A 23,875-nucleotide genomic window follows, 5' to 3' on the forward strand; every position below is an offset into this window, starting at 1 on the left:
CCCGTGGTGTGCTAAGATTGAGCTCTTTATCGAACGGTATTTATGTCTAGATGATGGACGAAATCACCCCATCGTCAAAAATGTAGAGTAGTATGCCTAAATAGTTACGATTCTTTAATAAATATGGTTTTGAGCTTTTAATACCCTTACTTCGTGTTAAATTTTAATAATTTAATGTGCTACATCGGGGAGTCAGATCCCGAATCTCGACCGGCTTACGCCAAGATTATTTGCAATATAGGTCATTGAGTTATCTCTATTTTTTATGTTGTCTAAAAAATCCTTGTCAAATGCTACAATGTGCGCAGGCAAGCTAAATAGTCGACTATCCATTAGATCTTTTGCAAAGAGATTCTTTGTGTCCTTGGCATTCACGAGAGCAAAATTTACAGCACTAGCAATTAAATCGGCTACTTGTACTTCTATATAAGTTTCTGAATTTACAAATGAAAATTGGTTTATTGCCATAGGAAACTCTACATCACTTAGATGGCCAGTGAAATTACTGTTTTCCATTAGAGCACGGGAGCGTGAAATGCTTATCAATTCTTCAAAATGACCTAACTGTTTCGAATGGTCAATCAACACATCATACCTTGAAGGTTTGAGCGTATTCGTCCATTTTCCATTTAAAATAAAAAAAGAAGTAAAAGTGAAATCAATCTGATATTTCTCATATGAATCAACCAACATTGAAACTTCCTCTGGCTGACTCAAAATGGGCACAAACATATCCATGTACTTATCGTCTTTCATCGATTTAGGGAAACCAAGTATAACATTATAGAATTTTGCTTTACTTTCGTCAGTCTTACTGCGCATCATTTTAACAAAAGCCTCATTTAAATTTAGTAATGCATTTGATCCGTATACACCGGAACTAAGAAGGGCATACAAAACCGATGCATATCCATATGCAGCTCCGTCTTCATACAAGTCTAGTCCTCCCTTAAACATTATGGGCTCTATCAGTAAATCCACAATTTGACAGGTAGTAGCAAACTGTTTGTCAAATGCAGAATATTTCATTTTAACATCTGATATCAAGTCTGAGTTAAAAAAATCTAGCATTGATTTCTGATGGCGTTGATTTCTTTTTAACTGTTTAAAATGATACTCAGACGATTTGATCGTGAAAAAATTTTCAAACTTCTCTAGATCCTCTTTTGAAAAATTAACAGATGCAAGAGTGAAATATGGCTGACTAAGATCAACTAGATTTTCTCCCGTATTTCCAGATTCGTCAAAAGCTATAAGAGTATTCATAAAATTTTAATTTTGACCAAGTAAATTATCGTAAGATCTTCCATTCAACATACGACCGGATGATTTTTTATTTTTTCCTCCTCGCTATTTAAAGAAAAAAGGAAGGTTCATCAATAGTAATGGCACTCTCTGAGGTAAGATGACAACTGGGCAAGTTCACTATCTTAGCGGCGACAAAACTCAGAAAGAATGCTTACCTGCACCAGTTGCAAGATAATAATGTATGGCAAAATTCACCACCAAAAGCAATATTTCCGTTGTAAAGATTGTAACAGAAAGTTCGTCGTAGATGAAAGCCACTGGATCAACAAAGAGAAACGCGGATACATCGAATAGATTCAAGGGCGAATCAGCACTGGTGAGCAGATTGGTTCGGCGAAGTGTTGCGTATTCGAAAAAACTAGAGAAATACGTGACGGCGCTTAGCTACTTTCTCTGGTAACGTTACTTGCTGGTTCACCATTACTTTTGATAATCTCCCCCCTCCCAATACTTGAGGAAAAGCGAGTGGGCGGAAACTTTGTTATGGGCTGTACGTCGATTTAATATTTGACGCATTACTCTTTCTTTAAGAAATCAATACACGCTTCTGCAATAGAACACGCAAGTAAAGGTGGAACTGCATTTCCAACTTGATTGTATTGACTCAACCCAATTTGATCTTCTTTTCCTTGCCTTGTAAGTAATTTATTAGAGATCAAAGTTCTTTGCCCCTTAAAGAAATACGTATCTGGAAATGATTGAAGACGTGCAGCTTCTCTGGTTGTTATATTTCTAGGAAGAGTAGGGTGTACGAAACTTGAATAAAATGATGCAGGGATGGTATATGAGACTAAATTTGGACTTAAATGGCGATAATTGCTATTAAAAAGGCTCTTTGAAAGCTCACCGTTGCCGTTTCTCTTCCTCACTTTAAGTTCGTCTGGCAATTCATCTTTTCCTTCTAACAGTGCTTGATACCTTTGAATCATTCGAGGCGTATGCTTCATTGCAACATGATTATATACTAATTTTGAATTATTCCTAGCCCACTTTTGGTAACTACTTAAATTACTATTTATGGTGTACTTCATAGTCTCTTGGCCTTCTTTAGCATAAATTACAGGAAGATCTAGAATGGCATCCCCAACAGTAATTGCTGGCTTAAGATTAAATAAGTTTTCTTCTTCAGTAGTGTTGTCAAAATACTTTGCTTTGGGTGGTTCAGGTGCAATATCACCTTTATAACCTATAATAAACACCCGTATTCTTCTTTGGGGAACTCCAAAGTTTGCTGCATTTAACTTCCATATCGCGACATTGTAGCCAATTTTAAAAGCCTTGTGTCTAATAGAATCAATTATTTTCGATCCTCTCTCGTTATATGTAGTAAGTATACCAGGTACATTTTCCATGACAAACATTCTAGGCTTCAACACGGAAACCCATTCCAAGAAAACAAGTGGAAAATTATTTCTTGCATCAAATTTTGTACTACGATTACTTCCAGCCACACTAAAGCCTTGGCAAGGTGGCCCTCCAATTATTACGTCGGGATTTAAATCTACTTGTTTTTTTATACTACGAGATGTAGTATAATTTAGTACGTCATCATTTACTACTTTGTGCTGGCAATTAAACATAATAGTTTCAGCTGCAAACTTATCTTTCTCCAATGATAAAATTGGCCTCAACCCAGCCATTGAAAACCCAAGTCCGAAACCTCCGGCTCCTGCAAATAAATCAATAAATTTAACTTCGCTCATTATAGTCTCGACTCGGTAAAAGTTGGAAAATATTTATAAATTTTCGCAAAATTTAAAATGTCATTTGTTGGAATACTGGGGTCATTACCTTTTACTTTATATTCTCCCTTAATGGAGCCATCAGCATTAATACCATATGGCATTATCCCTTCCAAATATTTTATCTCTTTTATTGTCAAATTAGGAATTGCTATTTCAAATTGTTCCTCGCCTCTTCTAATAAATTGTAGTCGATCAAAATCAATATCATCTAACCGGGCTTTATGAGATTCTCCCTGGACAAGGATACCTCCAATTGTATACATGGTTACACCATCAGCATATTTAAAATTAAATAACTGAACCCACTCAATGTTCTCTCCCATAGATGAGGCATTCCTTTCAAATAATATTTTACTAATAATGTTATTTATAGTCCTAGTGTAGACTGTATGTAAAAATTTTGGAGTTAAATCCTTTTTACTTATTTCACGAGGAGCATATTCTTTGCCTACTTTATTAACATAAACTTGGGTCTCAGAAATTTTTATGGGTGAATCAATGCTCTCATTGTCCTTATAGAAGTCTGAGTCGATTTTTAATGTAAAAGATATGATACTTCCAGAAAGCGATCTTCTAAGGGTTGTAGCGATATCTGCTACAATATCTGATGTCAGACAAGATGTATAATCTAGCCAAATTATAGATGGAGTATCCCACTCAATTTCTGGAAGAACAATTGAACTTTCGCGAAAATCTATATCAATACAATTAAATGGTTTGTTAAACTCATACCGCAATTTAACTTCATTTGAATTACTTTTTTCAATGCTCAACATTTTTTCAATGCCTAGTTCTTTATGAAATAGATAAAAATCTGAAAAATAGTAAGCGCCAAACCCAATGTACTTATATTTTGACAGTGGGTAAAATAGTGAAAGCTTTTGAAATGCAGTGCACATCATTCTTCTTTCAACATACTTTCCTAGGCGGAGCCTATAATCAATTTGACGAGCATTCTTACTCATTGTCAACTTCTTCTATATTAATATAATAATCAAAAGTATACTCCCCAAGTTCTCTATACGATGAGGTATTAGTTAGAGTCCTTAGTTTATCTGCAATGGATTTGGGTTTCTTGTAACTGATGGTAATATGTGTTTCAATATCCGATACAGGTTGTTCCTTTTTTGGAACTTTGAAAACAGAAACTGTTGGAGCTGAGTTAATATTTTTCAACTCCACTATTTTAGCCTCCGATAGCATCATTTGATAAGGTTTGTACTCTTTTTCACTTCCATCGTCATTGGTCTCATTATCTTTTTTAGCTAAATTTAAAAATGTTATTAAAGGTCGCATCATTTCAATCATTCGCCCCCTAGCATAAAGAAAAATTGGTGAACTCGCATCTATATTATTTTTGGAAGTATTCCAAGGTAGTTTGTATGAATCTTCAGACTTGAAATATACAATTCCTCTAAACCTCCAATATTGCTGATGATAATGTGCTACTCCGACTCCACCTTTTCCAGTCCAACCCGTAAGCTCGGTAATTTCTGGTCCAAGCAATAATCGATCGTTGCAAAATATGTACCACCCTCCCTTATCTTCCTTTGGCAAGCTAACACCACATATTATTTCTAAATCTACCCCATTGTCAAATTTTTTATTAAACTTAGTTAAAGGCAACTCTTTAGAGACTAAAAATTCCGGCCTTAATGATTTTAGTTTAATACCATTCACCCTAATTACAACGCCCTTGTAAATATTCTCCATGTGTTTTGACTCAATTTCTTTAATTAAATCATCTTCGAACGTCTTCATTGAAACATATTTAGATATATCATCATTTAAAGGGCTGATCTCAATTTTTGTTCCTATCTTTTGTGCTATATTTACTATATTTTCTTTAAAATCATCGTTAAATTCAAAACTCCAGTCATCTCTACCTTCATCAGTTTTTTGACCAAGCCATTCATCTATAGTTACAGCTATTGCAAAATCTGATGTTGGGGTTGTGCTTTCGACATAAAAGGCTTTTCCAAGTTTGAAAAATGCCCGCTTCATACCAACTCCAAATTGGCCAATAGAATATTCTGTATTAGCCATCTCTTTTGGCCTACCAAACCTAAATGCGTACTTCCTCGCTACATCAATTGGAATTCCTCCACAGTTATCTTCAATCTTGAATTCCCTTTCATTAATGACGAGATTAATTTCTAAACCATGATAATTTCCACCAGGTCTCATCCTTTTTGCTCCGTCAATAGAATTATCTATCAAATCATTGATTGCGTCTATCACACTGAGATCCCTGGTTAATATGAATACAAATAAGTCTTTGGTGGGATTACCTAGTATTTTTTTAGGATTAGCCTCGCCTTCTTTGGTTTCGTTTTCCACTTTATTTTATTTAAATGTGAAGTATTGAATTTCGACTCAACGGGAAACATAATTTAGAACATCATATGTTTTCCTTAATCTAATTGCAAGGATATCAATTGTTGTGTAATTAAGCTTTACTCCGAACGATTTGCGCACATCTTACCAAAATTTAACCAATGTGAACTTATATGCATGACTATAGACCAGATTTCTTTGTATGGTCTAAGATTTGGATATTTTCACGATTGATTTTAATTTATTCCTGGCCATTTTCCAAATTTCATCATTCCAATCAGCCTTCAATAATTCATCTTTATAATCTGTTATTGATTGTTTTAGCTGCCCTAAGAACTTAGACGCATTTATTTCTTTACTATTCGTATCCAAGATTAATTTCCTCTCATCTCTTGTTATTCGCCACCCATTAGTTGTTTCACCTTGATGAAGTATTCCACATCTTATTGACTTATAAAATATTGTTGGCATATCATCCACAGCAAATTCTTTAAAATTTTTATCTCTCGAAAAGAATTTTAAAAATGCAGCTTCGCTTTTATTGGACGAATTTTCCCACCCCCTTAGAAAGGTTTCCAGAGTCTCTATTAGTAAACAACAATTTGCCATTACTGAGAACCCATTCTTATATAGTAAAGAATATTCATTCACATTTTTTCCAGAAGTTTTATTTTTGATTACACTTTTCGACCTGAATTCAAAAGGTTTAATATATCGGTAGTAAAGCCTGCTAAAAATGAAATCAGCTAATTCATTTTTCTTATTTGGATCTAAAAGCCAAGCCTCAACTTCGGCAAGACTTACTTCCACCAGGCTTCCGTCATCCTTATAGTATCTAAGTAGGTTCATTTCTTCTTGCTTATTACTTCTAATTTTTTATCCACAACATCCTTGTATCTCAGTTGCGCTTTTCGCTTTCCAAAAGACCTGTCCGACGGGCTAACAATGCTAACCAAGCAGATCTGATATACGAATATCGGGTGGGCAGGAAGATGTCTCGGTGACAGAGTAGCCTCTGAATATACCCCATATCCACAATTCAATCCCGACGCCACTCGCAATCCAACATTAGGTAAAGTGTTCAACCCAGTCATATCTTCTTTCCCACTCCGCAAGAGGCAACACCCCTTTTGAAAAGATGGAACAACCGCCAATGTACCACCTCCCTCTCAAATATCCCACCCTTACCCCCAAAAAAATGGCCGAAATGTATCCTGGGGCAAGCTCCAATACAGAATCCCTACGGAATACCCCCCCCCCCACGGCTTCGCCCTCCATGCGTCGAAACAGTTTTCGGGCGGGTGTTGGCGGGTGGTTCGGCAGTGGGTAAGTAAGCTCACCGGCGGAAAAGATATTTCATATTCCCCGATTGTCCAAGACCAGCCACGCAATTACCGAAAAAAAGAACGGGGGACTGCGGCATTTACGTCTAACATCACACCTCCGACATCGCACATCCACATCTGACATCTGACATCACACATCCGACCTCCCTCGCTCCTCCCCCTTTGGGGGTCGGGGGGCCAACAAACTCCCCCCTTCGGGGGGTCGGGGGGGAGCACCTGCGGCCGCGCCCTACAAAACCACCTCCTTCCCGCCAGACATATCCTGCCTCAGTGAATTTCGTCCGGTAGCTTCCTTTAATCCTTTACGCCCTTCCCCTTTACTCCGCTCCTCCAGCATTCGGCGTACAACGCCTCAACCATTGCCCATCTCTCGCGGCAGCTCCCATATCGCCTATCCCTCGCGGTAGCCATTCACTCATCCACGCATTAGCTACGCTGCTGCCTACGGCGGTCACTCATTCCCCACCGCTTCATACCTCCGAATAGCCTCCATAAACGCATCCCCAAACCGCGCCAGTTTCCGCTCCCCCACCCCATTGATGCGGCCCATCTCGGCGTCGGTCACCGGCTTTTGGTCGGCCATTTCCTGTAAGGTGGCGTCGGAAAACACCAGGTAGGGCGGGATGCCGAATTCCCGCGCCAGGCTTTTGCGCAGCTCGCGCAACTCGTCGAATAGGCCGGATTTTTCGCGGATTACCGTGGCGCGCTTTTTCGTTTTGGCCTGCTCTTTTTCGCGGCGTTCTTTGACGGTGCTCATCTTGACGAGTTCGACCCGCTCCTGCTGGAAAAGGACGCGGTGGGCCGCCGGCGTGAGTTTCACTTTGTTGTAATCCTCGTGCGCCACGTAGAGGTAACCCAGGCTGATGAACTGGTTGAAGTACTGCGTCCAGTCGAAAACGCTGGTGTCGCGGCCCGCGCCGTAGGTCTTGATCTGGTCGTAGCCCCGGCTCATGATTTCGGCCCGCGCCGAGCCGCGCAGGACGTCGATGACCATACCCATACCGACGGATTCTTTCAGGCGGGCCACGGCGCTGAGCGCCTTCTGGGCCAGCACCGTGCCGTCGAAGCGCTCGGGCGGATTGGCGCAGATGTCGCAGTTGCCGCAGTCTTCGGAGTGGTCTTCGCTGAAGTAATTGAGCAAAATGCGGCGGCGGCAGGCCAGGCTATCGGCGTATTCTTTCATCCGCTCCAGCTTGGCCGTTTGGAGCTCGGCGTTGGCCCCGCCGCCAATCATTTCCTTCAGCGTCAGGTAGTCGTTGTAGGAGTAGAACAATAAGGTATCGGCCTTGGTGCCGTCGCGGCCGGCGCGGCCGATTTCCTGGTAGTAGTTCTCCAGGTTCTTGGGCATCGTGTAGTGGATGACCCAGCGGACGTTGCTCTTATCAATGCCCATCCCGAAGGCGATGGTGGCGCAGATGATGAGGGTCTTGTCTTCGATGAAGTCGGATTGCACCTTCGCCCGGGTTTCGGCGTTGAGGCCGGCGTGGTAGGCTTCGGTCTTGTAGCCGGATTCGCGCAGGGCGCCGGCCAGGTCTTCGGTTTGTTTGCGGCTCAGGCAGTAGATGATGCCGGCCTGCTCCGGGCGCTCACGCAGGAAGTTGATGATCTGCTCGCGGCGCTTTTGCCCGGGCCGCACGGCCAGGCTGATGTTGGGCCGGTTAAAGCTGGCCACGTGCTGCTCGGCGTGGGAGATGCCCAGTTGCTCGGCCATGTCGCGGCGCGTCAGGCGGTCGGCCGTAGCCGTCAGGGCCAGCACGGGCGTGTTCGGGAAGGCGGTTTTCAGGCCCTTTAACTGGGTGTATTCCGGCCGGAAGTCGTGTCCCCAGGCGGAAATGCAGTGGGCTTCGTCGATGGCAAACAGGCAGATGTTGCGCCGCTTGAGGAAGGTGAAAAAGCCGGCCGAGAGCAGTTTTTCGGGGCTCACGTAGAGCAGGTGCAGCTCCCCATTTTCGAAGGCGGTTTCCACCCGGTGGCTTTCGCTGCTGCTTTGGCTGGAGTTGAGGAAGGCGGCGCGGATCCCTACGGCATTGAGGCCATCCACCTGGTCTTTCATCAGCGAGATGAGGGGACTGACGACCACCACCGTCCCGTTCATCGTCACCGCCGGAATCTGGAAGCAGATCGATTTACCGCCGCCGGTGGGCATCAGCACGATGCCGTCTTCGCCGCGGTACACTGCCTCGATGATCTTCAGCTGGAGGGGGCGGAAGTCGTCGTACCCAAAGTATTTCTTCAGGGCGGTTTTGGCAAGGGCGGGGCTCATATGGCTGCTGTTCTCGCAAATATGCTTAATTTTAGCAAATTACCGCCGTTTTGTTTGATAAATTTGTCCCTGCCGGTAATTTCCTGCCCAAATTGGACAAAATGTACAAAAACCTTGGCGGCCTGTGCCTGCGTACATTATTTTTGAAAAATCATGTTGAAGCGCAAATTCGAACGGCAAATTGCCAGACTGGAAAGGGCTGGCAACAATGATTTTCTCCTGATCCTCACGGGCGGGCCGGCCTCTTTTGCTACCCACGAGCTGCACCAGTTGCTGCGCCGCTTGCGCGTGCAGGCCCAGCAGTTGCGCCGCATGCGCGGGCTCATGTTCCGCATCGGCCTGGCCATTCCCTTCTTCATGTTTTTGGCTTGCGCGGCCTCGCTGGTCAGTTGGCGCGGCCTGGTCAGCATTTTCCTGGCCTTCATCCCCGCCTGCCTCCTCGTGTTGGCCCTGGCCCAGATCTACATCGGCAAAAACTTCTCCTGCCTCGACCGTACCAAGCGCCTCCGCTGCATCATCCAGCAGGAACTCGAGCGCCGCCGCAACAGTTAGTAGCTTATTGGGGCGCGGCCGCAGGTGCCGTGGAACGTCTTTTAAGAGCGATGGGAGGGACCTCTCCCCCCGGGCCCTTTCGTTACCCATTTTACCTCTCCCCCGGCCCCTCTCCACAGGAGAGTGGAGACGCAAAGGTTTGATTATCAGTTTTTTAGTTTAGACATTTAGCAGGAGGTAGCTTTTTGCTATCGCATTCCCAGTGCTTCATCCATTCCAATAGAATGAGCGCCTTTTGAGAGAAAACACTAGCCGCTGATAAACCTTCCTTTATCGTAAAAAGAATGATGCTTGGGTCACCCCTCCCACATGGGGACGCTTATTTCTGGGGTAGGGGCCCCAGAAATAAGCTGGGGAAGGGTATCTTCCGCAAACGAAAAAACACTCCTAAAAACGTAAAAAGACCGGTGCTTGGGTCACCCCTCTCCTATGGAGAGGGGATGGGGGAGAGGGCCTCCACTACCAACTCCGCCAACCCCGCCCGCGTACTCCTACTCAGCTGCACCCGCCGCACCGGCGCCCCGTAGCTCGGCGCATAAGCCGCCCAAACATGGTAGTTATTCAGTTGGTCTTGCTCGCAGTACACGCCCAGCGGCATCGAGCAGCCGCCTTCCATGAGGTTCAGAACCGTCCGTTCCACGTTCGTGCATTCCCCTACGGTGAGGTGGTGCAGCGGCGCGAGTTGCCGGCGGATGTCCAGCGCCTCCACGCGGGTCTGGATGGCCATCACGCCCTGGCCGGGGGCCGGCACAAACTCCTTCGGGCTCAGGCGAATGACGAGAAGGTCGGAGAGATCCAGCTCCAAACGCTCCAGGCCCGCGGCGGCCAGCATGACGGCGTCGAGCTCCCCCGTGCGGGCTTTTTCCAGGCGGGTTGGGACGTTCCCCCGAATGTCCACCGTCACCAAGCCCGGATGCAAATCGAGCAACTGTGCCTTCCGCCGGGCCGAAGACGTGCCCACCCGCGCGCCGCCCGCCAACTGGAAAGGCTGCCCCGGCACCGCCCGGTCGCGGTGAATGATCAAAACGTCTTCCACCGCCGCCCGGTAGCTCAGCGCCGCCAGCGTCAGGCCCTCGGGCTGGGTGGTCGGCAGGTCTTTCAGGCTGTGTACGGCCAGGTCGATATTGCCCGCCAGCAGCTGGTCCTCAATCTCTTTGGTGAAAAAGCCCTTGCCCTCCAACTTATCAAAAGTGAGGTGCTGCACCACATCCCCCTGGGTCTTGATGATCTTCAACTCGCTCGCTATCCCCTGTTCCCGGAGTTGGGCCTGAACGAAGTGGGCTTGCCATAGCGCGAGGCGCGAGCCTCTGGTTCCGATGATCATAAGCGATTTAGCATTTCTGATTCAACATTTGAAATTTCTAAAACTAGGGCCTTCCGTTGGTTTGTTTGCGGCCGTGAAAATTTTCGCCACACAACACAGAAAAGCCTTCCTCTACTGGTTTAAAAAGCAATCCTGCCGAAATAAAACATGGCGCTTTGCCAAAATGTAGCTTGAAAGGTCATCCCTCTCCTGTGGACGCGTTTTCTGGGGTAGGGGCCCCAGAAATAAGCCGAGGGAGAGGTACTAATGGCCACTAAGGCTACTCTACCAACCCCTAAAAATCCGCAGTCTTAGGTGCCCGCGGGAAGGGAATCACGTCGCGGATGTTGCCCATGCCGGTGATGAAGAGCACAATCCGTTCGAAGCCGAGGCCAAAGCCCGCGTGGGGCGCTCCGCCGAAGGTCCGCAGTTGCAGGTACCAGGCGAGTTCTTCCTCGTGGACCCCCATTTCCTGCATCCGGGCGCGGAGGACCTCCTCGCGTTCCTCCCGCTGGCTGCCGCCAATGACTTCCCCGATGTAGGGGAAGAGGATGTCCATCGCCGCCACCGTTTTGCCATCGTCGTTGAGGCGCATGTAGAAAGCCTTGATGTCTTTGGGGTAGTTCCTTACGATGACCGGCTTTTTGAAGTGTTGCTCCACCAGCCAGCGTTCGTGCTCCGCCTGCAGGTCCGATCCCCAGGCGACGGGAAACTGGAATTTCTTTTTCTTGTAGGGCGTGGAGGCCAGGATGAGCTCTACCGCCTCAGTGTAGGTGATGCGCTCGAAGTCGCCCTGCACCACGAAGCGGAGCATTTCGATGAGGCCCATCGGGCGACGCAGCTCGGCCTTGAGGTTTTTCTCGGCCTGCTGGATGCGCTCGTCGAGAAACTCCAGGTCGGGCAGGTAGTTGTCCAGACAGAAGTTGATGAGGTACTTGACGAAGTCTTCCGCCAGGTCCATGTCGTTTTCGATGTCGGCAAAGGCAATCTCGGGCTCAATCATCCAGAACTCGGCCAGGTGACGGCTCGTGTTGGAGTTTTCGGCGCGGAAGGTGGGGCCGAAGGTGTAGACCTTGCCCAGGGCCAGGGCCCCGATCTCCGCCTGCAGTTGGCCGGAGACGGTCAGGTTGGTGGCCTTGCCGAAGAAGTCTTCGCGGTAATCCACCTTGCCCGCCTCATCCAGGGGCGGGTTGATGGGGTCCAGGGTCGTTACGCGGAACATTTCGCCCGCGCCCTCGGCGTCGTTGCCCGTAATGATGGGCGTGTGGAGGTAGTAAAAGCCCCGGTCGTGGAAGTACTTATTGATGGCGTAAGCCACCGCGTGGCGGATGCGAAAGACGGCGCTGAAGGTGTTGGTCCGCATCCGGAACTGGGCATTTTCCCGGAGGAATTCCATGCTCTGGGCTTTGGCCTGGAGGGGGTACTTGCTCAGGTCTGCCTTCCCGAAAATCTGGATGCTGCTGGCAATGAGTTCCACCGTCTGTCCGCTCCCCTGGCTTTCGGCCAATGTCCCCGTAGCGCCCACACAAGCGTGGAAGCCGATGGAGCGGATAATCTCTTCGGGAAATTGGTCGGCATCAACCACCACCTGCAGGGTCTCGGGGCCGGAGCCGTCGTTGAGCACCATAAAGCGGTTGCCGCGCCAGGCGCGCACCCAACCCATGACGGTTACGGTGGTACCGACGGGCGGGTTTTTCAGCAAAGGAGCAATTTCTTGACGGAGAATCATACGCTTACGGGGTTTGCGGGCGCAAAGATAGGCCTTGGGGCTTTTACCTGCATCGCTTCCTTGTCGCCCCAAGGTCAAGACGTTCCACGTCGCAGCTGCCCCAGCACGGCTCCGGACGTCTCGTCCGGCCCATTACCGGACCAGAGATCCACCTGCAGTTGAAACACGGCTCAAGCACTTACCAGGTCGAGACCCTCTGGGTCGTAGGAGAATACGCCACTGTGCCTAGCTCGATCGACCCAGAGGGTCTCAACCTAGGCAGTGGTTCAAAAAAGAAGAGCGAAGCTCCCCCCAAAGCGAAGCGCCAAAAAACTTAGTGCTCTAAGTGCCCTTAGTGAACTTAGTGGTTCAAAATAGAAGAGCGAAGCTCCCCCAAAAGCGAAGCGCCAAAAAACTTAGTGCTCTAAGTGCCCTCAGTGCCCTTAGTGGTTCAAAAAAAAGAGCGAAGCTCCCCCAAAAAGCGAAGCGCAAAAAAAGAGCAAAGCGCAACCCTAAAAACTCCGAGTCTTCTGGTTCCGCACGTAAAAATTCATCTCCGGCACATTCGTCACCTCCATCTTCGCCCCATCCCATTCCAGGCGGGTGCGACCGGGCACTTCGTACGCGTCGGGGCGATCGGCGGTAGGCTTGGGGAAGCGGGCGGAGTAGCCCCGGACGGCCAGATTGCCCATCAGTACCGTCTCCGTCAGCGGGCCCGCCTTACCAAAGTGGCTGCTGGGCTGGTAGTTGTTCTTGATGCCGTTGATCCAGTCCATGCCGTGGCTCGTGGTGACGCGGGGCAGGACTTCCGGCACGGTGATGTTGTCCATCAGGTCGGTCGGAATCAAGCGGGGGTTGGCACCGTAAACGTCGGCCACCAGCGTACCGCGGGTACCTTCCATGATGAAGCCGTTGCCGCCGCCGTCGCCCAGCTTTTCGTCGGCCTTCATGCCTTCGGGGCGGCGGGGGAGGATGCCGCCGTCGCTCCAGATCAGCTCTACCGGTGGCTTACTGCCGCGGGCCGGGAAGCTGATGTGGATTTTGCTGGAGGGCGGGCAGCTTTCGGGGTGGTAATCCGGCGTCCAGTTCTGGCTGAACACCTGCCCCACGCTGGCCTCCGCCGAAATGGGGTAGCCGAGTTCAAGGATGTAGAACGGCGTATCGAGAATGTGGCAACCCATGTCGCCCAGTGCACCCGTGCCAAAATCCCAGTACCCGCGCCAGGCAAAGGGGTGGTAGGCCTCGTGGTAGTCGCGCATCGCGGCGGGACCGAGCCACAGGTTCCAGTCGAAGTGGCTCGGTACGGGCTGGCTGCCCTTCGGCGCACCTCCGCCCTGGGGCCATACTGGCCGGTTGGTGAAGGCGTAGACGGTGTGGACGTCGCCCAGCAGGCCCGATTCGTAAATCTCCTGGGTCTTGCGGATGCCCTCGCCGCTGGCGCCCTGGTTGCCCATCTGGGTGATGAGTTTGGGGTTGGCTTTGGCGGCTTCGGAGAGCGCACGCACCTCTTCGATGCTGTGGGCCAGGGGTTTTTCAATGTACACGTGCTTCCCCAGCGCCATACAGGCCAGGCCGGTGATGGCGTGCGTATGGTCGGGCGTGGAAATCACCACCGCGTCAATGTCTTTGGCGTGGGCGTCGAGCATCTTGCGGTAGTCGCGGAAACGCGTCGCCTTCGGGAAGCGCTGGTACATTTCTGCGGCCATCTTGTCATCGACGTCACAGAGCGCCACAATATTCTCACTTTCTACGGCCAGGATCCCACTTTTTCCCTTGCCCCCCGCACCAATGGCGGCCACGTTCACCTTGTCGCTAGGGGCAGTATAGCCCACCCCACCCAAGACGTGGCGTGGAACAATCGTGAAACCCGCTGCAGCAGCAGCGGCGGTCTTGAGGAATTTACGGCGGTTACTGGAAGACATTTTCGGCATGATCGTATGGTGGATAAGTTACGCGGGTCAAGGTAGCAAAAAAAAGAAGCAAACGGCCCCGCCACCCAAAAATCTTCCCTCCCAGCTGAGTGTGTCCCCTCCCGAAGAAGCCCCGGTTGAGGGTGTCCCCACCCGAATGCCCACGTTTCGGGTTAACACACCCTCGGCCAAATTCTCTCCCCTCCCGGCGGATGCCCACCACGAAGTAGCAGCGTAGCTAAATGTTAAATGTTGAATGTTGACCGCCGTAGGCAGCAGCGCAGCTAATTGTAAATGTTAAATCCCCTCCAGGTTGAGCGTCTCACCTCCCGAAGAAGCCCCGGTTGAGGGTGTCCCCACCCGAATGCCCACCGGTTGAGAATGCCACCTCAAACCCCGCAAAGATTGCCCTCCCCGAAAAAACCCCGGTTGAGGGTGTCCCCACCCGAATGCCCACGTTTCGGGTTAACACACCCTCGGCCAAATTCTCTCCCCTCCCGGCGGATGCCAAATTTTAAATGTTGAATGGTAAATTGTAAATGTTAAATCCAACCCCACCCCTCTCCCAAGTGTCTTTCCCCCCGTATGCTCCAAAGAACCATCCTTTTCTTCCTCCTCCTCTGCTGCACCTCCCTCGCCGCCCAAATGCCCATGCAGGCCAGCGCCCCCGACCAAAGCTGGGAAAAACAACAGCGCTGGGAAGAACGCAATGACCTCGACGGGCGCTTCCGCCTCCTCGCCCCCGGTCAGCTGAACCACAGCATCGACACCATCGAGACCGCCATCGGGGCCCAGGCCTACCACACTTTCCACTTACGGGTGCCCGATAAAGATCGCGCCGAAAACATCCTCTACGTGCTCAGCTACGTCGATTACCCCGCCGGCAGCTTGCACCACGACAGCACCGAGCTGGTCCAGGAATTCCTGGTCAATACCCAGGAAGAGGCCGCTGAAGCCGTCGGCGGCGAGGTCATCTACGGTACCGAAAAACTGGTCGGCGCCGCCTACCCCGGCCGGCTCTGGCGCATCGATTACAACGGCGGCCGGGCGAGCGCCCGCACCCTCGCCTGCGTCGCCAGCACCCGCTACTACGAGCTGAAAGTCTTTTCCCTCAGCGCCGCCGGCCTCGGGACCGCCGCCGATCGCTTCTTCGATTCCCTCCGTCTTTGGGTGCCGTCCAGTTAGGTCCTCTTTTAACGTCGGGTTGAGCCCTTACAACCTAGATATTCGCTGATTTCCAGATGCTTAGATCGCAATGGCTTTTTAGTTCGATAGTGAACATTGCCCCACTACAGAACTACAAAACTACCGAACTACAAAAGAGTCTGTTCATCTAAGTGTATCTACATTCCCCCATCTTTGCACCATGAACCACGCCAACCAAGCTTTTCAGCCCCTGGTCTACCGGGAGTTTAGCCCCGAGGAAATGCTGGCCCGCGCTACCGCCCTGCTCGATCAACTCTCCGCCCGCCGCACCGTCCGGGAGTTCAGCGATCGGCCCGTCGACCGGAAAATCATCGAAGCCATTCTCCTCACCGCTTCCACCGCCCCGAGCGGAGCCAATAAGCAGCCCTGGACCTTCTGCGTAGTCTCCGACCCCGCCGTCAAAGCCCAGATCCGCACCGCCGCCGAGAAGGAAGAGTACGAAAATTACCACGGCCGGATGTCCGACGACTGGCTGGCCGACCTGCAAAAGTTCGGCACCGACTGGCACAAGCCCTTCCTGACCACCGCTCCCTACCTCATTGTGGTCTTCAAAAAGGCTTACGACCTGGGCTCCACCGGCGAAAAAGAGAAAAATTACTACGTCACCGAATCCGTCGGCCTCGCCTGCGGCCTCCTCATTTCGGCCATCCACCACGCCGGCTTGGTTACGGTCACCCACACCCCCAGCCCACTCAACTTCCTCCAGAAAATCCTCGGCCGGCCCGACAACGAGAGGCCTTTCCTACTACTCCCCGTCGGCTACCCCGCCGCCGATGCCCAGGTGCCCAGCATCGGCCGTAAGGGCTTAGACGAGATCAGCGTGTGGTTTGAATAGCGCCGGGCGTTTCCTGATTTTCTGCTTTTGAGCAGGTTCCTTAACTACCGAAAAAGAGCAGAGCAGTCCTCCCTCACGCAAACGCCCGGCTGAGGGTGTCCCCACCCGAACCATGGCCATTCGGATGGGGACACCCTCAACCAAGACTTTCTCTATCCCAAAGATCCCTGTAAACAGCGAAGCAAATCACATTAAGAAAATTATACCGCACTGGCCCTCCGGGGAAGGGATATCATAAGTCGCTGATAAACATTTCTTTATCGTAAAAAGAACGGTGCTTGGGTCACCCCTCCCACATGGGGAGGGGACGGGGGAGGGGTATGGTACACGCCTAAAAAAAGCCCCCACTCCACTTTTCTTCCCGACCTTTACCCCCCGCAAACCACCCCACTATGCCCACCAAACTCTGGGAAAAAGACTACGACCTCGATCAGCGGATCGCCGACTTCACCATCGGGCGCGACCGCGAAATGGACCTGGAACTGGCCCCTTTCGACATCCTCGGCTCGCTGGCGCACGTCCGGATGCTGTCCGAAGTAGGCTTGATTGATGCGGGCGCGGCGCGCAGGTGCCAGGAGAAGTTGAAGGAGCTGTATCAGTCCGTCCAGGCCGGAGACTTTCGCATTGAAGACGGGGTCGAAGACGTCCACAGCCAGGTCGAGCTCCTCCTCACCCGGGCGCTGGGCGACGACGGCAAGAAAATCCACTCCGGCCGCAGCCGCAACGATCAGGTCCTGGTAGACCTCCGCCTCTACTTCCGCCACCGCATTGAGAGCATCGTCGGGAAAACGGCGGAGCTCAGCCAAACCCTCACGGGCCTGAGCGACGAACACCGCGATAAGCTCATCCCCGGCTACACCCACCTGCAGATTGCGATGGTCTCCAGCTTCGGCCTCTGGTTCGGGGCCTACGGCGAAGCGCTCATTGACGACCTGCGGATGTGGCGCGGCGTCTACGATGTCGTCAACCAAAACCCCCTCGGCAGTGCAGCGGGCTACGGCTCCAGCTTCCCCCTCAACCGCGACCGGACGACCGAACTGCTCGGCTTCCGCGCCCCGGTGGTCAACGTCGTGGCCGCCCAGATGGGCCGCGGCAAAACGGAACTTCTGCTGGCCTTCGCCATCGCCAGCCTGGCCCAGACCCTCGGCAAAATGGCCATGGACGTCTGCCTCTACAGCAGCCAAAACTTCGGCTTCCTCCAGCTGCCGCCCGAACTGACCACGGGCTCCAGCATCATGCCCCACAAGAAAAATCCCGACGTTTTCGAGCTCCTCCGCGGCCGCTGCAACCTCCTGCAAAGCCTTCCCACCCAGGTCAGCCAGCTCACCACCAACCTCCCCTCGGGCTACCACCGGGATTTCCAGCTGCTCAAAGAAGTCGTCTTCCCCGCCCTGGACCAACTCGAAGACGGCCTCAACATCGCTCTTTACGCCCTCCCCCGCACCCGCGTCCGCGCCCAGGAACTGCCCACTGACCCGCGCTATACCTACCTCTACTCCGTGGAAGCCGTCAATGAACTGGTGCTCCAGGGCCTGCCTTTCCGCGACGCCTACGCGCAAGTCGGCAAAGACATCGAAGCCGGAACCTTCGTGCCGCCAACCACGCTGCGCCATACCCACCTGGGCAGCCTCGGCAACCTGGGCAACGAGCGGATCAGCGCCGAACGGCAAACCGTGCTCCGCAGCTTTGATTTTGCCACCGTGCACGCAGCACTGGGGGCTTTAATTCAGTAGTTCATAGTTCAGTAGTTCATAGTTCAGTAGTTCATAGAATAGGAATACTACCGAACTACCAGACTACAGAACTACTAAACTATCAAACTATTCCTCTAAAACCTTCAGCACCAGTTTGCCATTTTTCTCGCCGGAAAAGAGGCGGAGGAAGGTCTCGTAGAAGTTTTCGATGCCTTCGTAGATGTCTTCGCGGCTCTGGAGTTTGCCCTCCATCATCCAGGTGCCCATTTCGGTGGCGGCCCGGCGGTAGTCTTTGGCGTAGTCCATCACCACCATCCCCTGCATGGTGGCGCGGTTGACGAGCAGGGAAAGGTAATTGCTTGGCCCCTGGACGCTTTCCTTGTTGTTGTACTGGGAGATGGCGCCGCAGATCACCACCCGCGCGTGCATCCGCAGGCGGGCCAGGCAGGCGTTGAGGATGTCTCCCCCGACGTTATCGAAGTACACGTCCATCCCCTTGGGGCAGTGTTCTTTCAGCGCGTCGGCCAGGTTTTCGGTCTTGTAATCGATGGCGGCGTCGAAGCCCAGCGTCTCCGTCAGGTAGGCACATTTCTCTGCGCCGCCGGCGATGCCGACCACCTTGCATCCCTTAATTTTGGCAATCTGCCCCACCACGCTGCCCACCGCGCCGGCCGCGCCGGAAACGACCACGATATCGCCTTCTTTAATTTTCCCCACCTCCAGAATTCCGAAGTAGGCCGTCATACCCGGCATCCCCAGCGTGCCGATGTAGGTGGGCATGGGGGCCAGGCGGGTATCCACCGGGTAGTAGCCCTCGCCGTTGGTGACGCTGTACTGCTGCACGCCGCCCCAGCCGGTGAGGACGTCGCCCACCTGGTATTTGGGGTGGCCGTTGGATTGGATGACCTTGCCGATGGTGCCCGCCCGCATGACGTCGCCGAGCGGAACGGGGGGGATGTAAGAGCGGGCGTCGTTCATCCACCCCCGCATGGCGGGATCGAGGGAAACGTAGTGGTGTTGAATTAAGACTTCCCCCGGGCCGGGTTCGGGGATGGGGTTGCTGACGAGGTTCCAGGTGTCGGGCGTGGGCAGGCCGGTGGGGCGCTCCACGAGCAAGAGTTGTTGGTTGGTGGGCATGAACGGGTTGGCTAAAACTTTCGGAATGGCGCAGCACGCCTCCTTCCTACTGAACGGGAAATTGGGGCAATGCCAAACGGCTTGCCCCGGCGGACCGGCGTCCCCAAAGCTACGGCAAACAATCGGAACGGGCGGGGGCAAAACCGAAACAGACCCGGCGGGGTTTCTCTAGTCATGAAGCGCAACACCCTGCTGCAGCGCCTTGGCAAAGCCGCGCCGCCACCCGCCGAAGTAGATTTGGGCCTGGGCAACAAAGTTGCCCGCAAGCCAGGCACCCGCCTGATCAATCCCGACGGCAGCTTCAACGTCGTGCGCCGGGGCCACTCCGTCTTTTCTCCCTACCAGAATTTGGTGGAGATGACCTGGCCGCGCTTTCTGGCCCTCACGCTGCTCGCCTACGTGCTGATCAACCTTTTCTTCGGTGGCCTTTTTCTGATCATCGGAACGGAGAGCCTTAGCAACGTCCCCCAATCCGACCCTTTCTGGCAGCGCGCGCTTTCTGCTTTTTTCTTTAGCGTCCAGACGTTCACCACCGTCGGCTACGGTGGTATGACGCCCACGGGCATCGGGGCCAATGCCCTGGCCGCTTTCGTAGCCCTCTTTGGCTGGACGGCCCTGGCCATCATGACGGGCCTCATCTACGCCCGCTTCGCCCGGCCCAAACGCCTCATCCTCTTCTCCGCCCACGCCCTGGTGGCCCCCTACGCTCCCGGTGGCAAAAGCCTCCAGTTCCGCATCGCCAACCGCCGCGACAGCCACCTCATTAACGTCAACGCCCGCGTGGTACTGACCTGGCTGGAAAACCACACCCGCCGCTTCGCCCCCCTGAAACTGGAACGCGATAACGTCGCCCTCTTCCCCCTGAACTGGACCATCGTCCACCCCATCAACGAAGAAAGCCCGATGTACCATTGGTCCAAAGACGACTACTGCCAGCGCCACTCCGAACTCCTCATCACCATCGACGGCTACGACGAGACTTTCGCCCAGGCGATCCACATCAATAATTCTTACCTCCACACCGAACTCGTCTGGAACGCCCGCTTCCAACCCATGTACTTCGAACGCGAAGCCACCACCGAGCTGCACCTGGACCGCATCAGCCACTACCAGGCGGAAGAGGAATAACCGGAGGTCAGGACGTTTTACGTCGCAGCTGCCCGGCAGGGTTTTTTAGCCCATGGAGTTGCATGGAGTTTTGCTTCGCAGTATTTCATGCTAGCATGGAGTTGCTTGGAGTTTTTTGCGGAGGTCAACACGTTCTACCTCGCAGCTGCCCCGGTCCCGATCCAGTCGAAACTTAGTCCCTCTTCGTGTCCTTAGTGGTTCAAAAAATGGTAGAGCCGTTATACGGCGACTGCTCTCCTTTTCGGCCTTAGCCCCTCTTCGTGAACTTAGTGGTTCAAAAAGAAGAGCGAAGCGCTCCAAAAGCGAAGCGCCTAAGACTTAGTGCCCTCAGTGAACTTAGTGGTTCAAAAAGAAGAGCGAAGCGCTCCAAAAGCGAAGCGCCTAAAACTTAGTGCCCTCAGTGAACTTAGTGGTTCAAAAAAAGAGCGAAGCTCGACGAAAAACATCCCGACCTCACCGAATAGCCGCAATCCCCGGCAATTCCTTGCCTTCCAGCAGTTCCAGCATAGCGCCTCCGCCGGTAGAAACGAAGCTCACCTCATCGGCCAGGCCCGCCTGGTTGATCGCCGAAACGGAGTCGCCGCCCCCAATGAGGCTGTAGGCACCGTTGTCCTTGGTAGCCTTGGCCACCGCCTTAGCAATGGCGTTGGTGCCGATGGCAAAGTTGGGCATCTCGAACACCCCCATCGGGCCGTTCCAGAGGATGGATTTGCTCTGGGCAATGACGGCTGAGAAGCGCTCGACGGATTCAGGGCCAATATCCAGGCCTTCCCATTCGTCGCCAATCGTGCCCGCCGCAACGGTATCCCGGGGCGTTTCGTTGCTGAAGTCTTTACCCACCACCGTATCCACGGGGAGGTGAATTTTAGTGCCCTTGGCCTCCGCCTTTTTGAGGAGCTCCAGGGCCGTGTCGGTTTTGTCCCGTTCCACCAACGACTTACCCACCTTGCCCCCCTGGGCGAGGCTGAAGGTGTAGGCCATGGCGCCGCCGATAATGATGTTATCGGCAAAATCCAGCAATTTCTCCAGCAGGAGGATCTTGTCACTCACTTTAGCACCACCCACGATGGCCGTCACGGGGCGTTCCGGGTTGTTGAGCAAACGCTCCGCACCCTCCAGCTCAGCCTCCATCAGAAAGCCAAAGGCCCGTTCGTGGGCATCGAAAAACCGTGCCACCGTCGCCGTAGAGGCGTGCTCCCGGTGGGCCGCCCCGAAGGCGTCGTTCACGTACACATCGGCCAGCTCGGCCATGCCCTTGGCCAGGTCCTGGTCGCCCTTTTCCTCGCCTTTGTAGTAGCGCGTGTTTTCCAGCAACAGTATTTGCCCGGGCTCCAGTGCAGCCACGGCAGCCTTCGCTGCTTCGCCGATCGTGTCTTCTACGAAACTGACCTGGCAACCCACGTAATCCTCCAGCGTAGGAATGATCGGCGCCAGGCTGAAAGCATCTTTGTCAATGCTGCCATCGGCCTTCAATTCCTTGAGCGGCCGGCCCAGGTGAGACATCAGAATCACCGCCGCGCCCTGCTCCAGCAGGTACTTGATGGTCGGAGCCGCCTTGGCGATCCGGGTATCGTCGGTGACTTTTTTATCGGCGTCCAGCGGGACGTTGAAGTCGACGCGGACGAGGACTTTCTTACCGGATACGTTGAGGTCTTTGAGGCCCATGTGCAAAGGAGTAAAGGAATAAAGGAGAAAAGGAATAAGGGAGGAAAGCAGTAGACGCAAACAATGAATGCGAGAACTGGCGGGAGCCCATTCTCGCATTCATTTATTCAATTATTAGCTTATTACATCGCGGAGATGCGCTCGCAAAGATCGGCCAAACGGGCGCTGTAGCCCGCCTCGTTGTCGTACCAGCTTACCACTTTTACCAGGCTGCCCATGACGATGGTCTGCTCCACGTCGTAGAGGCTGCTGAATTTGCTGCCCACGATGTCGCTGCTCACGTAAGGATCGGTCACGTAGTCGAGGATGCCTTTCATCGGGCCTTCGGCGGCGGTTTTGAAGGCAGCGTTTACCTCGTCCAGCGTCACTTCGCGCTTCAGTACGGCGGTGAAGTCCGTCAGTGAGCCCGTGGGGACGGGCACGCGCATGGCTCCACCGTCGAGTTTGCCATTCAGGTGGGGCAGTACCAGACCTACGGCCTTAGCGGCACCGGTGCTGGTAGGGACGATGTTGACGGCCGCAGCACGGGCGCGGCGCAGGTCTTTGTGCGGACCATCCTGGAGGTTCTGGTCGGCCGTGTAGGCGTGGACCGTTGTGATGAGGCCTTTCTCAACGCCGAAGGCGTCGTCCAGTACCTTCACCATCGGTGCCAGACAGTTGGTGGTGCAGCTGGCGTTGGAGTAGATCTTGGTGTCGGCGTTGATCACTTCGTCGTTTACGCCCAGTACCACCGTAGCCACGCCACCGGAGCCGGGGGCAGAGATCAGTACGCGCTTCGCACCCGCATCGATGTGGAGTTGGGCCTTGGCTTTATCGGTGAAACGGCCGGTGCATTCCAACACCACGTCTACGTTCATGGCACCCCAGGGCAGTTTGCTGGGGTCGGGCTGGCTGAGTGCCTCGATTTTTTTGCCGTCGATGTAGATGAACTCATCGTCGCTGCTCACCTCGGCCTTCACGTTGCCTTGTACACTGTCGTACTTGTAGAGGTGGGCCAGGGTGGCGTTGTCGGTCAGGTCATTGATGGCCACTACTTCGAGGCCTTTTTCGAGCAGGCTACGCAGGGTAATCCGGCCGATGCGGCCGAAGCCGTTAATTGCAATTCTTGCCATGATGGGGTAAATTATCGCTTTTGGTCTTGTTGTTTCTTCGTTTTGCTGGGCCCGTCAGGCTTTCCTGATCAGGGCGCGGCCGCAGGTGCCAGGGAACGGAACGAGGCGCAAAGATAGTCCAGCCATCCCTGCCTCGCCCGCGCCAGGCCCGCGTTGCGGCGCCAAAAATACGGACTTAGTGTAAAATTAACAATAATTCCGCCCCGGTGTTTTCCCCGGAACTTGACGCTTGGTACGATTTGTAAGGAAAAAACTTGCATCCGGCGGGAAACGGCACCGCCAGTAAGCTAAGGCGCGGGACGGTACACGGGTATGAGCGCCAAATACCGGCTCTGAGTTGCAAGGAGCCAGCGCCATCTTGGGGGCTGACCTGCGGGGGAATTGCGTGTTGACGCGAAAATATTCCATCAACATCCAGAAGGTAAACCTGGCGTCCTAACCGATAGACGCAGGGGCCAGAGGAGATTTACAATTTACAGTTTAGGATTTACGATTGAAAATTGCCATCGTTGCATCAGTTCCTTGCGGTAGCAATGCCAGCCGGGCAATTCAAAATTGTACATCATCAATGGTAAATGGTACATCAAATTCGCTGCGCGAATTTGGTAGCCCGTAGGGGAATCGAA

At 52.5% G+C, this 23,875-nt stretch carries 18 protein-coding genes; 6 read left to right on the forward strand and 12 right to left on the reverse strand.

Annotated elements, in window-relative coordinates; translation table 11 throughout:
* Positions 1-192 precede the first annotated feature (192 nt).
* Positions 193-1,266 (reverse strand): DUF3800 domain-containing protein, encoded by a 1,074-nt coding sequence (locus H9S92_RS14795; protein WP_187467476.1) that lies wholly within the window; start codon positions 1,264-1,266, stop codon positions 193-195.
* 189 nt (positions 1,267-1,455) lie between these two features.
* Between H9S92_RS14795 and H9S92_RS22930 the strand changes: the two genes are divergently transcribed.
* Positions 1,456-1,602: an IS1/IS1595 family N-terminal zinc-binding domain-containing protein gene (locus H9S92_RS22930; RefSeq protein ID WP_454557407.1), complete on the forward strand. Its 147-nt coding sequence runs from the start codon at positions 1,456-1,458 to the stop codon at positions 1,600-1,602.
* Between the two features lie 221 nt (positions 1,603-1,823).
* On the opposite strand, the gene H9S92_RS14800 is transcribed toward H9S92_RS22930, so the two are convergent.
* From H9S92_RS14800 to recQ, 5 genes are all read right to left on the reverse strand, one after another.
* Positions 1,824-3,011, reverse strand: coding sequence for a DNA cytosine methyltransferase (locus H9S92_RS14800; protein WP_187467477.1), 1,188 nt, complete (start codon positions 3,009-3,011; stop codon positions 1,824-1,826).
* Complete coding sequence (locus tag H9S92_RS14805; protein WP_187467478.1) at positions 3,011-4,018, reverse strand: O-methyltransferase; 1,008 nt, start codon at positions 4,016-4,018, stop codon at positions 3,011-3,013. Before H9S92_RS14805 ends, H9S92_RS14800 begins: the two co-directional genes overlap by 1 nt.
* The gene (locus H9S92_RS14810) at positions 4,011-5,393 is read right to left on the reverse strand and encodes an ATP-binding protein (protein ID WP_187467479.1); all 1,383 of its coding nucleotides are present in this window, start codon (positions 5,391-5,393) and stop codon (positions 4,011-4,013) included. Before H9S92_RS14810 ends, H9S92_RS14805 begins: the two co-directional genes overlap by 8 nt.
* 204 nt (positions 5,394-5,597) lie before the next feature.
* Positions 5,598-6,239, reverse strand: a complete 642-nt coding sequence (locus tag H9S92_RS14815) for a hypothetical protein (RefSeq protein ID WP_187467480.1) — start codon at positions 6,237-6,239, stop codon at positions 5,598-5,600.
* A 948-nt stretch (positions 6,240-7,187) separates the two neighbouring features.
* A complete protein-coding gene (recQ, locus tag H9S92_RS14820) occupies positions 7,188-8,999 on the reverse strand; it encodes a DNA helicase RecQ (protein WP_246463898.1) in 1,812 nt (603 codons plus the stop codon).
* Positions 9,000-9,152: 153 nt separating this feature from the next.
* Between recQ and H9S92_RS14825 the strand changes: the two genes are divergently transcribed.
* The gene (locus H9S92_RS14825) at positions 9,153-9,551 is read left to right on the forward strand and encodes a hypothetical protein (protein WP_187467481.1); all 399 of its coding nucleotides are present in this window, start codon (positions 9,153-9,155) and stop codon (positions 9,549-9,551) included.
* A gap of 427 nt (positions 9,552-9,978) precedes the next feature.
* Here H9S92_RS14825 and hemC read toward each other — a convergent pair whose 3' ends face one another.
* The 3 genes from hemC to H9S92_RS14840 form a co-directional block, all read right to left on the reverse strand.
* Entirely contained in the window at positions 9,979-10,875 is an 897-nt protein-coding gene (gene hemC / locus H9S92_RS14830) for a hydroxymethylbilane synthase (protein WP_187467482.1), read from the reverse strand.
* Positions 10,876-11,149: 274 nt separating this feature from the next.
* Positions 11,150-12,583, reverse strand: a complete 1,434-nt coding sequence (gene asnS, locus H9S92_RS14835; protein ID WP_187467483.1) for an asparagine--tRNA ligase — start codon at positions 12,581-12,583, stop codon at positions 11,150-11,152.
* A gap of 491 nt (positions 12,584-13,074) precedes the next feature.
* On the reverse strand, positions 13,075-14,484 hold the full coding sequence (locus H9S92_RS14840) for a Gfo/Idh/MocA family protein (protein ID WP_246463900.1): 1,410 nt from the start codon (positions 14,482-14,484) through the stop codon (positions 13,075-13,077).
* 573 nt (positions 14,485-15,057) lie between these two features.
* Here H9S92_RS14840 and H9S92_RS14845 point away from each other — a divergent pair.
* From H9S92_RS14845 to argH, 3 genes are all read left to right on the forward strand, one after another.
* Positions 15,058-15,657, forward strand: coding sequence for a hypothetical protein (locus H9S92_RS14845; RefSeq protein WP_187467485.1), 600 nt, complete (start codon positions 15,058-15,060; stop codon positions 15,655-15,657).
* 181 nt (positions 15,658-15,838) lie between these two features.
* Complete coding sequence (locus H9S92_RS14850) at positions 15,839-16,513, forward strand: nitroreductase family protein (protein WP_187467486.1); 675 nt, start codon at positions 15,839-15,841, stop codon at positions 16,511-16,513.
* Between the two features lie 392 nt (positions 16,514-16,905).
* The gene (gene argH, locus H9S92_RS14855) at positions 16,906-18,246 is read left to right on the forward strand and encodes an argininosuccinate lyase (RefSeq protein WP_187467487.1); all 1,341 of its coding nucleotides are present in this window, start codon (positions 16,906-16,908) and stop codon (positions 18,244-18,246) included.
* 87 nt (positions 18,247-18,333) lie between these two features.
* Here argH and H9S92_RS14860 read toward each other — a convergent pair whose 3' ends face one another.
* Positions 18,334-19,344, reverse strand: coding sequence for an NADP-dependent oxidoreductase (locus H9S92_RS14860; protein WP_187467488.1), 1,011 nt, complete (start codon positions 19,342-19,344; stop codon positions 18,334-18,336).
* Between the two features lie 174 nt (positions 19,345-19,518).
* On the opposite strand from H9S92_RS14860, the gene H9S92_RS14865 reads away from it, so the two are divergent.
* Positions 19,519-20,472, forward strand: coding sequence for an ion channel (locus tag H9S92_RS14865; protein ID WP_187467489.1), 954 nt, complete (start codon positions 19,519-19,521; stop codon positions 20,470-20,472).
* Positions 20,473-20,925: 453 nt separating this feature from the next.
* Here the strand turns inward: H9S92_RS14865 and H9S92_RS14870 are convergent, their stop codons facing one another.
* Both H9S92_RS14870 and gap read right to left on the reverse strand, forming a co-directional pair.
* A complete protein-coding gene (locus H9S92_RS14870; RefSeq protein WP_187467490.1) occupies positions 20,926-22,137 on the reverse strand; it encodes a phosphoglycerate kinase in 1,212 nt (403 codons plus the stop codon).
* A 122-nt stretch (positions 22,138-22,259) separates the two neighbouring features.
* Complete coding sequence (gene gap, locus H9S92_RS14875; protein ID WP_187467491.1) at positions 22,260-23,249, reverse strand: type I glyceraldehyde-3-phosphate dehydrogenase; 990 nt, start codon at positions 23,247-23,249, stop codon at positions 22,260-22,262.
* Between the last annotated feature and the right edge of the window lie 626 nt (positions 23,250-23,875).

The organism is Neolewinella lacunae, assembly GCF_014349155.1.
GTDB lineage: Bacteria > Bacteroidota > Bacteroidia > Chitinophagales > Saprospiraceae > Neolewinella > Neolewinella lacunae.

What these genes read in the sequence shown, in the direction of transcription:
- H9S92_RS14865 (WP_187467489.1), top strand. Translation starts at nt 19,519, where the DNA reads ATGAAGCGCAACACCCTGCTGCAGCGCCTTGGCAAAGCCGCGCCGCCA.
- H9S92_RS14845 (WP_187467485.1), top strand. Translation starts at nt 15,058, where the DNA reads ATGCTCCAAAGAACCATCCTTTTCTTCCTCCTCCTCTGCTGCACCTCC.
- H9S92_RS14800 (WP_187467477.1), bottom strand. Translation starts at nt 3,011, where the DNA reads ATGAGCGAAGTTAAATTTATTGATTTATTTGCAGGAGCCGGAGGTTTC.
- H9S92_RS14840 (WP_246463900.1), bottom strand. Translation starts at nt 14,484, where the DNA reads ATGTCTTCCAGTAACCGCCGTAAATTCCTCAAGACCGCCGCTGCTGCT.
- hemC (WP_187467482.1), bottom strand. Translation starts at nt 10,875, where the DNA reads ATGATCATCGGAACCAGAGGCTCGCGCCTCGCGCTATGGCAAGCCCAC.
- H9S92_RS14795 (WP_187467476.1), bottom strand. Translation starts at nt 1,266, where the DNA reads ATGAATACTCTTATAGCTTTTGACGAATCTGGAAATACGGGAGAAAAT.
- H9S92_RS14825 (WP_187467481.1), top strand. Translation starts at nt 9,153, where the DNA reads ATGTTGAAGCGCAAATTCGAACGGCAAATTGCCAGACTGGAAAGGGCT.
- recQ (WP_246463898.1), bottom strand. Translation starts at nt 8,999, where the DNA reads ATGAGCCCCGCCCTTGCCAAAACCGCCCTGAAGAAATACTTTGGGTAC.
- argH (WP_187467487.1), top strand. Translation starts at nt 16,906, where the DNA reads ATGCCCACCAAACTCTGGGAAAAAGACTACGACCTCGATCAGCGGATC.
- H9S92_RS14815 (WP_187467480.1), bottom strand. Translation starts at nt 6,239, where the DNA reads ATGAACCTACTTAGATACTATAAGGATGACGGAAGCCTGGTGGAAGTA.
- asnS (WP_187467483.1), bottom strand. Translation starts at nt 12,583, where the DNA reads ATGATTCTCCGTCAAGAAATTGCTCCTTTGCTGAAAAACCCGCCCGTC.
- H9S92_RS14870 (WP_187467490.1), bottom strand. Translation starts at nt 22,137, where the DNA reads ATGGGCCTCAAAGACCTCAACGTATCCGGTAAGAAAGTCCTCGTCCGC.
- H9S92_RS14805 (WP_187467478.1), bottom strand. Translation starts at nt 4,018, where the DNA reads ATGAGTAAGAATGCTCGTCAAATTGATTATAGGCTCCGCCTAGGAAAG.
- H9S92_RS14860 (WP_187467488.1), bottom strand. Translation starts at nt 19,344, where the DNA reads ATGCCCACCAACCAACAACTCTTGCTCGTGGAGCGCCCCACCGGCCTG.
- H9S92_RS14850 (WP_187467486.1), top strand. Translation starts at nt 15,839, where the DNA reads ATGAACCACGCCAACCAAGCTTTTCAGCCCCTGGTCTACCGGGAGTTT.
- H9S92_RS22930 (WP_454557407.1), top strand. Translation starts at nt 1,456, where the DNA reads ATGCTTACCTGCACCAGTTGCAAGATAATAATGTATGGCAAAATTCAC.
- gap (WP_187467491.1), bottom strand. Translation starts at nt 23,249, where the DNA reads ATGGCAAGAATTGCAATTAACGGCTTCGGCCGCATCGGCCGGATTACC.